This is a genomic window from Bradyrhizobium sp. 139, assembly GCF_023074175.1.
Taxonomy (GTDB): Bacteria; Pseudomonadota; Alphaproteobacteria; order Rhizobiales; family Xanthobacteraceae; genus Bradyrhizobium.
The window spans coordinates 14,509-26,607 of record NZ_JADPKS010000082.1 but is presented as its reverse complement, the minus strand read 5'-3'; the positions used below and the strand labels follow the sequence as shown (position 1 = coordinate 26,607).

Genomic DNA, 12,099 nt, shown 5'->3' with positions numbered 1-12,099 from the left:
ACGGGCCCGTGAGGCAAGCCCTTTACGAATAAGCCATGCTTAACGATTGGCATTACCAATTCGGCAACCACGCCAATTTGCCGAAAAGCGTTAGCCAAACCGGCGCATCGTCACGCGGGGCTGAGCCGCGATCCCGGCTATTGCTTTGACGAGACGAGCGAACAATGATTGATCGGACGGATTATTGGGCATGGCCGGTTGCGGGAGCTTTGGAATGAACGGTGCGGAAAGCCTGGTGCGAACGATGGTCAACGGCGGGGTCGACGTCTGCTTCACTAACCCAGGCACCTCCGAGATGCATTTTGTCGCAGCGCTCGATCGCGTGCCGGGCATGCGCTGCGTCCTCGGCCTGTTCGAAGGCGTGGTGACCGGTGCCGCTGACGGCTATTTCCGCATGAAGGGCACGCCGGCCTCGACGCTGCTGCATCTCGGCCCCGGCCTCGCCAACGGTCTTGCCAATCTGCACAACGCCAAGAAGGCGAATTCCGGCATCGTCAACATCGTCGGCCAGCATGCGATCTACCACATCGGCTACAACGCGCCGCTGACCTCCGACATCGAGGGCTTGGCGCGGCCGATGTCGTCCTGGGTCCGCACCTCGCCGGATTCCAAATCGATCGCCGCTGACGGCGCCGCGGCGATCGCCGCCGCCAAAAGCGCACCGCCGCAGATCGCCACCCTGATCCTGCCCGCCGACACCGCCTGGAACGAGGCCGACGGCATCGCCGAGGTGCCGGCCGAGCAGCAACGCGCGAGCTATTCGCCGCAGGCGGTCGAGCAGGCCGCAAAAATCCTGCACGGCGACGGCGAGGGCACGCTGCTGCTGATGACCGGCAGCGCCCTGACCGAGCAGGGCCTGGCGCTGGCCGAGCGTATCGCCGCCAAGACCGGCTGCACCGTGATGGGTCCGACCTTCCGTCCCAGGATGGCACGCGGCCGCGGCCGCTTCTCGATCGACCGCATCCACTATGTCATCGACCAGGCGCTGCCGATGCTGGCGAAATTCCGCCACATCGTGCTGGTCGAGTCCGACGATCCCGTGGCGTTCTTCGCCTATCCGAACAAACCGAGCGTGCTGAGGCCCGAGGGCTGCGACGTGCATCGCATGACCTCCTGGGGCGAGAATTCGGTCGCAGCTCTTGAGGCGCTCGCCGGCGCCGTGAAGGCCAGCGCGAACGACGTCAAGCCGCAGGCCTCGCAGGAGCTGCTCAAGCCGACCGGCGCGCTGACCCACGCCTCGATCGCACAGGCGATCGCCTATGCGATCCCCGAGAACGCGATCATGGTCGACGAGTCGCTGACCACCGGCCGCGCCTTCTTCCCGCCGACGGCGGCCGCCGCGCCGCACGACTGGCTGCAGAACATGGGCGGCTCGATCGGCTTCTCCACGCCGCTGTCGATCGGCGCCGCGATCGCCTGCCCGGACCGCAAGGTGATCTGCATGGTTGGCGACGGTAGCGCGATGTACACCATCCAGTCGCTGTGGACGCAGGCGCGAGAGAACCTCAACATCGTCACCATCGTGTTCGCCAACCGCATCTACCAGATCCTGCGCGGCGAGTTCGACAATGTCGGCGCCGGCGAGCCCGGCCAGCGCGCCAACGACATGCTCCGGCTCGACCGTCCGACGCTGGATTTCGTGGCCCTGGCCAAGGGCATGGGCGTGCCCGGCCGCGCCGTCACCAACACCGACGAGTTCAACAAGGCGCTGGCCGAAGCCGTCGCTGAGCCCGGGCCGCGGCTGATCGAAGTCCAGATGTAGGTCTGGTCGACTGCGCCGCGAATTCCGGTCCTCATGTAGCTCGGATGGAGCGAAGCGCAATCCGGGACGCGTTGCGTTTTGCGAGAACCCGGATTGCGCTACGCTCCATCCGGGCTACTCACGACTGCGCCCCGGGGGCAAAATGCAGACCGATCTGAACAAGGTGATCGCGGCGCTCCGGGACTTCTACGCCCACGAGGGATTTTTGTTCGAGAAAGACATCGGCGAGCGTGCGATCACGCACCGCTTTGCCGTGCATCTGGAGAAGCAATTCTCCGGCTGGTCAGTCGACTGCAACTACGACCGGCTCGGCGAGCGCACGCTGCATCTGCCGCACGGCACCATCATCTCCACCGACGATCATCTGGGAAAGTCGATCTACCCCGATGTCGTCGTGCATCAGCGCGAGATCCCGAACAATCTGCTCACCGTGGAGATCCGCAAGGCGAGCAATCACACCTCGCTCGAGCACGACCAGCACAAGCTGATGGCGCTGACCGATGCGCATGTCTGGTTCGCTTACTGGATCGGCGTGCTGCTGGTGCTGGACAAGCACCATGTGACGATTTCGGAGGTCTATGTCAGCGGCCTGATCGATCAGCCGCTGTCGCGCTGGTTCGCGGCGCGGCTGGAGGAGAGCGGATTGGGGGCGCCGCATTGAGCAGGCTCCGAAAAAAGCCGCCCGCGCAACGCGGACGGCCTTTGCGCTACCGTCGCAAGCTCAGTGCAGGGGATCGCCCTGGCCGAGCGCATAGGCGACGAGGTCCTTCAGCGCGAAGCTGGAGCCGGTCACCGGCGTCCACTGCGGATCGAGCGACAGCACGGAGGAATTGTCGCCGAACATCATGCCGAGGAAGACCTCGGCCACGATGCGGCCGCCGACCGGCCCGAGCTGCGGCGTGTTGATCCCGGTCGCCGGCGCGCCGGTGGCCGGGATCGTCACTGCGACCTGGAACTGCCGCGCCTCGGCCAGGATGTAGGCCCAAAGCGGGCAATTGCCGGCAAACACGCCGTTCGCGATGGTTGCGATTTTGGTCTGCGGATCGCCCGCGCCGGGTTCATCGACGGCCTTGCCGATGATGATTTCATCGTCCGTCAGCGGCGTCAGGTTCATCGCCCTGGCGACGGCCTGGCCGGACGGCAGTCCGAGCCGCCAGCTGCGCTCGAGATTGCGCAGCGCCAGCGACGACGGATTGGACGCGACCTCCGGCGGCAGCTTGCGCAGCGGGTCGACCAGCGAGGCATCGATGCGGTAGGCGAACTGAAGCCGCTTGTTGTTGTCGGCATTGGTGTCGTCGTCCTCGACACCATAAGCGCGCGTGTCGAGATCGATGAAGCGGCCCCAGTCCATGGCGCGTCCCGGGCCCATGGCGCGGAAGCCGGTCAGCGCGTTCGTGTCGGGATTGTTGGGATCGGGGAAGATCTGCAACAGCATGTTGGCCGCATCGTTCAGCCGGTAACCGGGGCGGATCATGGAGTGCCCGAGCCGGTAGGCCGCGACCGAGAACTCGACCGGCATGAACGGATAAGTCTTCCAGTGGTAGTGGGCAAGCTTGCTGCGGTCGTAGTGACCTGCGGTCCTTAGCTCGTCCAGCACGCTGGCGTGGACGATGCGCGGCAGGAAGTCGTTCAGCACCACGTATTGATAGTGGAAGCGGACGCGCTGCTGCACCTCCTCGAACGACAGGCTGTCGTTGTCGTCGACCATGCGGTTGTGAAAGCGCAGCATCAAGGCCTGGAACTGCGAGACGATGCTGTTCTCGTCGTTGCGGGGATCGCCGATCAGCGCGCGGCCCTTGAAGCGCGGCAGGTCGCTGGCATCGGGCACCCCGGTGCCGGTGAGCTTCTCGCCGAGGCGGAATTTGATGCCGTCATACATGTAAGGCTGGTCGTTCGGGCCGCGGCCGTAGAGATTGTCCAGATCGAGCGCGGGGGTGCGGAAGTCGACGAGCCCGTCGGGGTCCTGCTGCTTGGTCAGCGAGCTTACCGGATCGAAGGTGATGTCGTGGTCGATGAACTGGCCGAAATAGGTATAGAGCGCGGGAATGCCGCTCTCTTCCGCATCCGGCCCGTCCTTCGGTCCGTCGAAGTCGGCGACCATCTTGTCGGCCAGCGCCGACAGGTTCGCGACATTGTCGGCGTCGTTCGGGCCGAATTTAGCCGGTGCGAGCTTGCGGAACATGCGACCGAAGCGGCCTTGCGAAAGCGACGAACGCGTTGCGTTCAGACCGCGCGGAATAATTGCGTGGCGGCTGCTCATTGAAACACCTCCCTGAAAAGTCACGGCGGAACGAATAAAGCTAAAGTTGTTCGCAGCAGAATATGCAGGTTAGGCTAGATCAGGCAATTGGGCGCCACAAGCCGCTGCTTCACACAGTGCGCGACATCGATGCTGTTCCGGGAGGGAGCGTTGCGGACAAGCTGCGGCCGCGCTTTGCAAATTTTTCCTGAAGCGATGACGGATAACATTCTCGTCATCGGAAATCGCAGCCTTGCGCAATGTCAGCTTGGCCGACCTAATCGCCGTGGCGATACTCGCAAACGTGCATGGTGCACGCGCAAAAAATTGTGGCGGCGCGCGCGTCATGCGCGCACGCCGCGAGGTCGTCAGTAGGCACGCTGCTGCGAGTACGCGTAGCGCGGATTGATGCCGCAATAGGCCGACGTGCCGGACGCCGTGGCGAGGCACTGCTGATAGCTCGCGAACTGGCAGTTGCCGGGATAGCCCCACATGCGCCCCTGCAGGCAATATCGATCATTTGCAGGATGTGCCCGGGCGGCCGGGGATGCGACGGCGATCAGGGCTGCGAGCGATGCGAGAGTAAGGATGGTGCGACGCATTTCAAGCTCCTTCGAGAGCGGATGAATAGGACGATCAGTCGAGTTCTGCGCTCGTGGTCATGCCTGTATTGGTGTCGGCGGAATGCCTTTGCGTTCGCGACGAGGCACATCATGCCGCAGCCGGCGCCCAGCTATGTGATCTCGGCCACAGTTTGCGATGGGGTTCCGGCCTATCGTGAGCAGACTTGCATGCGTCGATCCCGGAGAACTACGCTTGCCTTATTCGGATCGGGTATTTTGGAGGTTCTAATGCAAAGGTCATACTTGCTGGCTGCGACAGCAGCGCTGGCGCTTCTCATGCAAACACCGCGCGCTCTGGCGCAGAGCGCGCCGGCCGCTGGCGGAACCGCAGCGCCTGCGGCGACAACCGCTGCGCCGGCAGCGACGACGGCAACGCCGGGCGCGACCACCGATACCCAGCCGACCGACTCCAAGAAGAATGCGTCGAAGAAGCCGGCGGAGAAGAAGATGACGCGGCAGCAGGAGATCGATCATTCGATCGACAGCGGCACCGTGCCCGCACGCTACCGCAGCTCGGTGCCCAGGCAGTACCAGCAATATATACCGTTCGACAAGCAGTGACGGCCCGGGGGGAGAGTAATGAGTGACGACGTGAAGGATGCCGGCCTTGTGGCCATGATCAGCAGCATCCTGGGAGGCAACAAGCGCGCAGACAGTGTCGCTCCGCCGCCGCTCGTCGAGGTTCCGCCGACAGCGCCGACGAATGGGTTTGAGCTGGTCGAGACGGCCACTCCCGATGCTGCACCGGTCAAACCCGACAATGCGGCCGATGCCGCGCCGGCTGCCATCGAGGCGGTCGAACCGCCCGCGAAAATCGCCACGACGCCGGACGGCAAGCAGTTGCTGCCGGCGGAGGCGATCGCCGATCTCGTGCTCGGCGAGCTGCGCAAGATGGAGAATTTTCCGGCGACCGGCGCCTCCGTCACGGTCTACGGTTACAGGCACTGGAACGCGATGATCACCTTCGCGCCGTTCTCGACCACGGTCCGGAACGCGACCCGGTTCCGCCAGGCCATGCCGGACCTCGTCTTCAAGCTGCGCCGTTTCGTCGAACTTGAGATATAGTCCGGGACAATCACCGGCGGCTGTCCGGCGCGATTCATAGGGCATCGCAGCGTGAAGGCGCGAACGGTGCCCCCAACAGTTCGACAGGATTTTCGAGTTGAGCGTCGCCTTTACCAAGGAAGAAAGCGCCGAAACCGCATCCGAGACGCTGCTGCCGGATCGCCCGGTGTCGCCCCATCCAAACCTCGTGACGGAGCCGGGCTTGCAGGCATTGCAGACGCAGCTTCAAGAAGCGCGCGAGGCCTATGAAGCCGCGCAAGCCATCGACGACGTCAACGAGAAGCGGCGGCAGTCGGCGGTGCCCTTGCGCGACGCCCGCTACCTCACCGAACGGCTGCGCACGGCGCAGGTCATTCCCACCCCGGCGTCGACCGACATCGTCGCCTTCGGCAGCACCGTGACCTTCAGCCGCACCGATGGCCGCGTGCAGACCTATCGCATCGTTGGGGAGGATGAAGCGGATCCGAAGGCGGGTTCGATCTCGTTCGTGGCTCCGGTCGCAAGGTCGCTGATCGGGAAGGCGGTCGGGGATGTCGTCGGGGCGGGCAGCCAGGAGATCGAGATTCTCTCGATCGCATAGGGCGTGCAGGGCGAGGATTGCTATCGACAGGGGCAATCTCGTTCGCCTAAAGCATGGGCCATGCATTTCCGTTGTCTTCCCCTGATGTCGATGGTCTCCGCTGTGTCCGCGAAACAAAGTTCGATGGTTGGATGAGACGGTTTCTGTCGGGGGCGTTGCCGTTTTACGCGCTGGCCGGATTGGCGACGTGCATGTATCTCGTCTTGTACAAGACGAATCTCTTCGACTTGAACGCCATCGTCCAGGATGCGACCGGTTCATCATGGTTTCCGGCCTTCATGTTCGTCTGCGTGCTCCTGGAGTCGGTCTTCCCATATTTTGGCTATTTTCCCGGAACCGCCCTCATCTTGATGTCCGTGGCGCTCAATCCGAAGCCCGCGGATGTCTCGGTTTTTATCGTGGCGTGGCTGGCCATCATTGCGGGCGCCGTTCTGAGTTACGGTCAGGCTCGTTTTTTCAGGCCGTTCTTGCAGCGGGTTGCCTCAAAAGCGGCACTGAGCCGATGTGAGTCCCTCTTCGACGCCTACGGTCCTTACGCGCGCGTTGCCTTGTTCGTTCATCCCAACGCCTGCGCGATGTATTTCACGGCACTCGGACTTCTCGGCCGGAACCTGACGCGAGAGCTCGCCTATCTCAGCGTGGGCGCGGCAGCCTCTGTGAGTATTTTGTTCGTCGTCGTGACCAGACTTGTGTCGTCCGTAGGCGCCACCGACGATGGGGAATTGCAGGTGCTGCTGGCGGCAGCGCTGGTCGCCATCGGGACCCTGGTCGGTCTCTACGCGGCCTGGCGGCCGGAGCGGGCCGCTTGAAGCTTGGACATGCAGATCATTTGTAATCGATCCGGATGGTGCCAACCCTCTGGTCGTGCCTGATGAAGCCGCGCCCAAGCCCGGGCATCATGGCGATTTCGACAACGTCACTCCCGCGCCAGCTGGACAGCACCTCGGCGCTGCCAACGAAGCCGATGAATGCTTGATTGCGGTCGGGTGAAAAGGGCCGGTCCGTCGGCGCGATGCTCGCATACATCGAGTCCGGTACCGTGGCGTTGCACTCTCCCGCGATGTTCCCGTGAGCTTATTGCGCGGTACTCAGCTGATGCTCATGGTCCGCGATTTGTCGTTACAGTCGAGGACTACAAAGGTCACCGAGCTGTCGACGAGTATGTAGGTGTTCCGGGAAGACGCATCAGAATCCTTGATCGCCTAGGGCGGGTACGTCGTAAGCGAGATCGTGTTGTACCCCACCGAGACCTGCCATGAATGCTTGTGGCGCAATCCGGACCTGAAAGATGTGTCCGCTTTTGCGCGGCTATCGGGGAAAAGCGGATTCAATTCCGCCTGGTCTCTCGGTTTAATTGTGGGCGCACAAGGGATCGAACCTTGGACCTCTCCCGTGTGAAGGTGCTGTTGGAGGCAAAGCCGACAGAGCGCTGAAAATGCGAGGATGGTGCCTTTTTGACCGAAGCGGACATTGCGAATGGACCCTCAGCGAGGATGGGCCTCGATAATTGTGAAGGTGCCGGCCGGCAACATTCGGGTCAGTTCAAAGCCTGACTTTTCGAACAAGGCTGCATATTCCCCACCAGTCCGTTCTCGGCCGCCCGGCGCGACCAGCATATTGAGATCACTGAACTTGCCCGGCAACTCGTTAGGGGGCGCCACAGTGCGTTCAACCAGTAGCAACTTTGCCGGCTCGCGCATGGCGCGCCGGCAGGATTGGAGAATGGCAATCGCCTCGTCGTCCTCCCAATCATGGATGATGTGCCTCATGACATACGCGTCCCCGCCTTCCGGCACCGCGTCGAAGAAGCTTCCGCCGACGATGGCGCAGCGGTCGACCACACCATGCGCTTGCAGTTGCTCCTTCACACCCGCTACGACCTGCGGCTGATCAAACAGCGTGCCGCGGGCCTGTGGCCAAGTCTGCAAGATCGCACTCAGCAACGAGCCTTGTCCACCACCCACGTCCACAATATGGCCGAAGCCCGAGAAATCGTAGGCTTTGACCACTGCCTCGCTGCCGCCGCGTGACATGTCGGTCATCGCGCGGTTGAAGACGGCATTGGCTTCCGGGTGCTTGACGCGATATTCCCAGACATCGACGCCATGCAGGGCCTTGAATGCGTTTTCTCCGGTGCGGACGCTGTGCAAGAGATGTCCCCAAGCCTCCCAATAGGCAGAATTGCCAACATGTTCGACCCAACCGCCAATGGGCGTCGCCGCGTCCATCCGCAAACAATCGCCCATCGGGGTCAACGCAAATGTACGGCCGTCGCCTTCCCGAAAGACGCCCACCGCCGCCAACGCGCGCAGCAGCCGGTAAAGTGCGTCGGAGCTGCTCTGCGTCAAGGACGCCAATTCCTCGGCGGATCGCGCGCCATCCTTCAGGTGATCTGCGATGCGAAGTGCCGACGCGACCCGGATGGCTTGGGTGATCTGAAATCCATTGATCAAGTTCAACATGTCGAGCCAGGGATTGGGCGTCACCGACGAGTCTCCGTGAACAGGATGCCTAGCTTGTTGTCAGTTGGTCCCGTAGCTGAGGATGAGGATATGGCGCAAATAGTCACTGGGTGGCTTTAGAATTGATCGTTTTCGCGAGATTAGCAAGCCGTAGACCATATTCGCCAAGCAAAGCGGCGAACTCTGCCGCCGTGCCTGGACGAGCGACCTGTCCAGCGCCAGCCAGTCTTTCACGAATACCGGGATCGCTCGCGATAGCGTGGACATCAGATGCAATCCGGTCGCGCAAGCTGTCGGGCATTCCGCGTTTGCCGTAAAATCCGACCACGCCGTCCATTCGAAGCTCGGGGAAGCCGGCTTCGGTTACGGTCGGCACGTCAGGAGCAAGCGCGACGCGATCGCTGCTCGCAACTGCAAGGAGCCGCGCTCTGCCTGACTGTACCAGCGGCATGATCACACCCAGCGCGTGAGCGAACACATCGATGCGGCCCTCGCCAAGATCCTGCAGAGCGTGGCCAAGGTCGCGATACGAAACAAAAGCGAGATCCAGTTTCGCATTCTTGAAGAACCCGCCAACAACGAAGGGCGGCAAACCAGGCGAAGCGGCCCAATTCAACTTGCCCGGCTCGCCGCGAGCCGTTCGAACCAGATCGTCGAGCGAGCGGATCGAGTTCTTTTCGGTGGCCGCTATCGCAAGGACTACTTCCGAAGTCGGGGAGATCGGGACCAGGTCACGAGTTGGATCATAGGGCAGCTTCTGTTGCGTGATCGGGTGGACGGTAATTACGGCCGAGATTGCGTAAAGCAGGGTATGATCGTCGTCGGTGCCGAGAAAGGCGGAGACCCCGATCACCCCATCGGCGCCCGGCCGGTTTTCCACGATGACTGGCTGTCCCCAGCGTTGCGAGAGCCGCTCCGCAAAAAGCCGGGCACTGAAGTCCGCTGCGGCACCCGCCGGCACAGGTAGAATTAAGCGGACAGCGCGATGCGGCCAGTCGGCAGCAACGACAACAGAACTCCAGCAAAAGACAGTGCCCAGAACGATACCGGCGACAGCGGCGAAGCGACTGAAAATGCTCATTGCATCCTCCTTGCGAACCGTGTTCAGCGCGATCTGAGTGCTTTCCGGGAGAACGTATCAGGCCAAGGCCGTATGCGCTTAACCTCCGGCTTACTATTTGCCTACCGACGGCTTATCTTTCGGCACCAGCACCGTCGCACGCACCCACAGGTCATGGCACTTGCGCTATTTTTTCGATGAGTTCGTGTTTGACGCTGAACGGCGCGAACTACACCGCGGGACGGACATAGTTTCCGTTGCGCCACGAGTATTCGACCTACTTGGCTACTTGATCAGCAACAGGGAACGTGTCCTCAGCAAAGAAGAAATCATAAAGGCGGTCTGGGACGGCCGTATCATATCTGACGCCGCGCTGACGACCCGGCTGAACGCAGCTCGGAACGCGATCGGCGATTCCGGCGATGAGCAGCGCCTAATCAAGACACTGCCGCGCAAGGGCTACCGCTTCATCGGACGCGTGCAGGAGCCGCGGGGGGACTCAGATCCCACCATCGCTGATCGCGCGATAGAATCACCTCCGGCGGTTCTCGCTACCTGATAAGCCTTCGATCGCGGTTCTCCCCTTCGTCAACCTAAGCGCCGATCCGGCACAGGAATATTTTGCCGACGGAATGGTCGATGACCTCATAACGGCGCTATCTCATTTCAAGGCGCTGGTCGTCATTGCTCGAAATTCCAGCTTTACTTACAAGAGGCGCGCGGTCGACGTGAAGCAGGTCGGGCGCGAGCTTGGTGTTCGCTATGTTCTGGAAGGAAGCGTCCGTAAAGCAGAAAACCGCATACGGATCACGGGACAGCTTCTCGATACCGTGACCGGAGGACATCTTTGGGCAAACCGGATCGAGGGTGGGCTTGGCGACCTATTTGGTTTGCAGGACCAAGTGACCGAGAGCGTTGTCGCCGCGATAGCACCAGCGTTGGAAAAGGCGGAGATCGAGCGCATCAAGCGTAAACCGACAGAAAGCCTGGACTCTTATGCCGTCTATTTGCGCGGCATGAGCAAACTGTATCAGTTTGGCAGTCGGCGGTCGAACGAAGAGGCGTTGCGCCTCTTCTATCGTGCAATCGAGCTTGATCCAGACTTCGCATGTGCCTATGCGCGTGCTGCCTCCTGCTTCGCCCGCCTTAAGGCTGACGATTGGATTGTAGTCACTCCAAACGATGTTGCTGAGGTTGTGCGGCTCGCTCGGAAGGCGATCGAACTGGGCAGGGACGATGCGAGCGCGCTCGCCGCGAGCGGGTGGGCTTTAGGGTTTGTCGTTCACGATCTCGGAGCAGCCGCCGACTTAATGGAGCGGGCGCTTGTGCTGAACTCCAATCTGGCGGAGGCGTGGCGTTTCAGCGGATGGGTGAAAACTTGGCTCGGAGAGCCCGAAGCGGCGATCGAACGCTTCGCGCGCGCCATGCGCCTGGATCCTCTGGATCCACGGATGGGCGGACTGCGAAGCGGCATCGCGCATGCACACTTCTTTGCCGGCCGCTACGAAGCAGCGGCTGGCTGGGCGACGATGGCATTGCAGGACAATCCGAACTTCCAGCCGGCCCTCCGCATCGCGGCCGCAAGCAATGCGATGGCTGGAAATATGCAGCCGGCTCGGCAGTTATTGGCCAGGCTGAGAGAGCTTAATCCCACGCGGGCTCTTTCCAATTTGAAAGGCGGGTTGGGGCCATATCAAAAGACCGAGGATGTTGCGCGTTACGAGGAGGGATTGCGCCAAACCGGACTGCTGGAAAGCAAGTAAACATTCAGTTCGCCTCAGTTGCGCTTGCGGCCATCCTTCGAGACGCCCGCCTACGGCGGGCCCTCAGGATGAGGTCGTGTTTCGCGGCGAGATTATCGGACCCTCATGGTGAGGAGCCCGCCAAAGCGGGCGTCTCGAACCATGCAGGCCGACCACGTCCGGCAAGCTCTCAGCTGCCATATGCGATTGCCTTGCGTGTGAAGGGAACGCTCTCTCGCTGAGCGATGCGATTTCAAGCCAATGGTGTGACGTGCGGACCGTGATCCGCTGGCGCGAGCCTCACCCCCGATAATGGCATCCTGCCACTGTTTTGCCCGACGAGTCAAACCAGATTTCGGAAAAGGCGTAAGCCATTGTTTCCGCTCGCGTCGGCTACTGTGCATGGGGTTGTTTTCGACGTTTTTGATTCAGACGGTCCCGAAAGCCGCCACGTATCGATAATTGCCCGTCGCGGGATGGGGCAGAAAAGCTGGTGGGGGCGGGGATGGATGGTGGGCGCACAAGGGATCGAACCTTGGACCTCTCCCGTGTGAACCACAATTGGT

At 61.9% G+C, this 12,099-nt stretch carries 11 protein-coding genes and 1 pseudogene; 7 read left to right on the top strand and 5 right to left on the bottom strand.

The genetic code is table 11. From position 1 onward, the window contains the following. Positions 1–214: 214 nt before the first annotated feature. Complete coding sequence (locus IVA80_RS19875) at positions 215–1,762, top strand: acetolactate synthase large subunit (RefSeq protein WP_247433986.1); 1,548 nt, start codon at positions 215–217, stop codon at positions 1,760–1,762. A gap of 142 nt (positions 1,763–1,904) precedes the next feature. Beyond that, positions 1,905–2,423 carry a hypothetical protein gene (locus IVA80_RS19870; RefSeq protein ID WP_247433983.1) on the top strand — a complete coding sequence of 173 codons (519 nt, stop codon included), beginning with the start codon at positions 1,905–1,907 and terminating at the stop codon, positions 2,421–2,423. A gap of 60 nt (positions 2,424–2,483) precedes the next feature. On the opposite strand, the gene IVA80_RS19865 is transcribed toward IVA80_RS19870, so the two are convergent. Both IVA80_RS19865 and IVA80_RS19860 read right to left on the bottom strand, forming a co-directional pair. Then, positions 2,484–4,022: a heme peroxidase family protein gene (locus tag IVA80_RS19865; RefSeq protein ID WP_247433980.1), complete on the bottom strand. Its 1,539-nt coding sequence runs from the start codon at positions 4,020–4,022 to the stop codon at positions 2,484–2,486. 347 nt (positions 4,023–4,369) lie between these two features. After that, positions 4,370–4,603: a DUF3551 domain-containing protein gene (locus IVA80_RS19860; protein ID WP_247433975.1), complete on the bottom strand. Its 234-nt coding sequence runs from the start codon at positions 4,601–4,603 to the stop codon at positions 4,370–4,372. 249 nt (positions 4,604–4,852) lie between these two features. On the opposite strand from IVA80_RS19860, the gene IVA80_RS19855 reads away from it, so the two are divergent. The 4 genes from IVA80_RS19855 to IVA80_RS19840 all read left to right on the top strand — a co-directional run bounded on the left by IVA80_RS19855 (position 4,853) and on the right by IVA80_RS19840 (position 7,078). Then, positions 4,853–5,185, top strand: a complete 333-nt coding sequence (locus tag IVA80_RS19855; protein WP_247433972.1) for a hypothetical protein — start codon at positions 4,853–4,855, stop codon at positions 5,183–5,185. Between the two features lie 18 nt (positions 5,186–5,203). Next, positions 5,204–5,689, top strand: a complete 486-nt coding sequence (locus tag IVA80_RS19850) for a hypothetical protein (RefSeq protein ID WP_247433969.1) — start codon at positions 5,204–5,206, stop codon at positions 5,687–5,689. A gap of 97 nt (positions 5,690–5,786) precedes the next feature. Next, positions 5,787–6,269 carry a transcription elongation factor GreA gene (greA, locus tag IVA80_RS19845; RefSeq protein WP_247433965.1) on the top strand — a complete coding sequence of 161 codons (483 nt, stop codon included), beginning with the start codon at positions 5,787–5,789 and terminating at the stop codon, positions 6,267–6,269. A 131-nt stretch (positions 6,270–6,400) separates the two neighbouring features. Beyond that, the gene (locus IVA80_RS19840) at positions 6,401–7,078 is read left to right on the top strand and encodes a hypothetical protein (protein WP_247433962.1); all 678 of its coding nucleotides are present in this window, start codon (positions 6,401–6,403) and stop codon (positions 7,076–7,078) included. Positions 7,079–7,094: 16 nt separating this feature from the next. Here the strand turns inward: IVA80_RS19840 and IVA80_RS19835 are convergent, their stop codons facing one another. From IVA80_RS19835 to IVA80_RS19825, 3 genes are all read right to left on the bottom strand, one after another. Next, the gene (locus IVA80_RS19835) at positions 7,095–7,295 is read right to left on the bottom strand and encodes a hypothetical protein (RefSeq protein ID WP_247433959.1); all 201 of its coding nucleotides are present in this window, start codon (positions 7,293–7,295) and stop codon (positions 7,095–7,097) included. A gap of 458 nt (positions 7,296–7,753) precedes the next feature. Continuing rightward, on the bottom strand, positions 7,754–8,755 hold the full coding sequence (locus IVA80_RS19830; RefSeq protein ID WP_247433956.1) for an acetylserotonin O-methyltransferase: 1,002 nt from the start codon (positions 8,753–8,755) through the stop codon (positions 7,754–7,756). A 79-nt stretch (positions 8,756–8,834) separates the two neighbouring features. Next, positions 8,835–9,812 (bottom strand): tripartite tricarboxylate transporter substrate binding protein, encoded by a 978-nt coding sequence (locus IVA80_RS19825; protein WP_247433953.1) that lies wholly within the window; start codon positions 9,810–9,812, stop codon positions 8,835–8,837. Between the two features lie 160 nt (positions 9,813–9,972). Here IVA80_RS19825 and IVA80_RS19820 point away from each other — a divergent pair. After that, positions 9,973–11,554: pseudogene (locus IVA80_RS19820) on the top strand (winged helix-turn-helix domain-containing tetratricopeptide repeat protein). Positions 11,555–12,099: the final 545 nt, after the last annotated feature.